Origin of the sequence: Pseudomonas sp. 2995-3 (genome assembly GCF_002742565.1) — a bacterium.
Lineage (GTDB): Bacteria > Pseudomonadota > Gammaproteobacteria > Pseudomonadales > Pseudomonadaceae > Aquipseudomonas > Aquipseudomonas edaphica.
Genome location: NZ_LJSB01000379.1, coordinates 1 through 300, shown reverse-complemented (window position 1 = coordinate 300; position 300 = coordinate 1). Strand labels below are relative to the sequence as shown.

Annotated in this window: 1 protein-coding gene; it reads right to left on the bottom strand. The window is 36.0% G+C overall.

Annotation, left to right across the window (positions count from 1 at the left end; translation table 11 throughout):
* Positions 1 to 218 (bottom strand): hypothetical protein (locus tag AOA62_RS31620; RefSeq protein WP_143521946.1); only part of this gene is annotated, 218 nt, incomplete at its 3' end.
* Positions 219 to 300: the final 82 nt, after the last annotated feature.

Below are 300 nucleotides of genomic sequence, written 5' to 3'. Positions count from 1 at the left end.
ATATTTATTCCTTTAAATTCTTTTTTATAAGGAGTAGCAATTTTAGTTCTATTACGACCATCTACATCGGAAAGATACAAACCTTCTGTTCTTCGTTTCCCGCCTATTTCAAAATAGATCAACTTGTCACATTCTACTTCATCTTCTATGACGAGAAATTCCTGAGGTGAGAAAGGTAAGATTGACTCTACCTTTTCCCCATTCACATGCATCTTCATTAAGAACCCTCTGTACCCAGTGAGAGTTTTCTGGTTTGAATAATAAATATGGTCCCCAACTACATGAAACATGCCCACATCA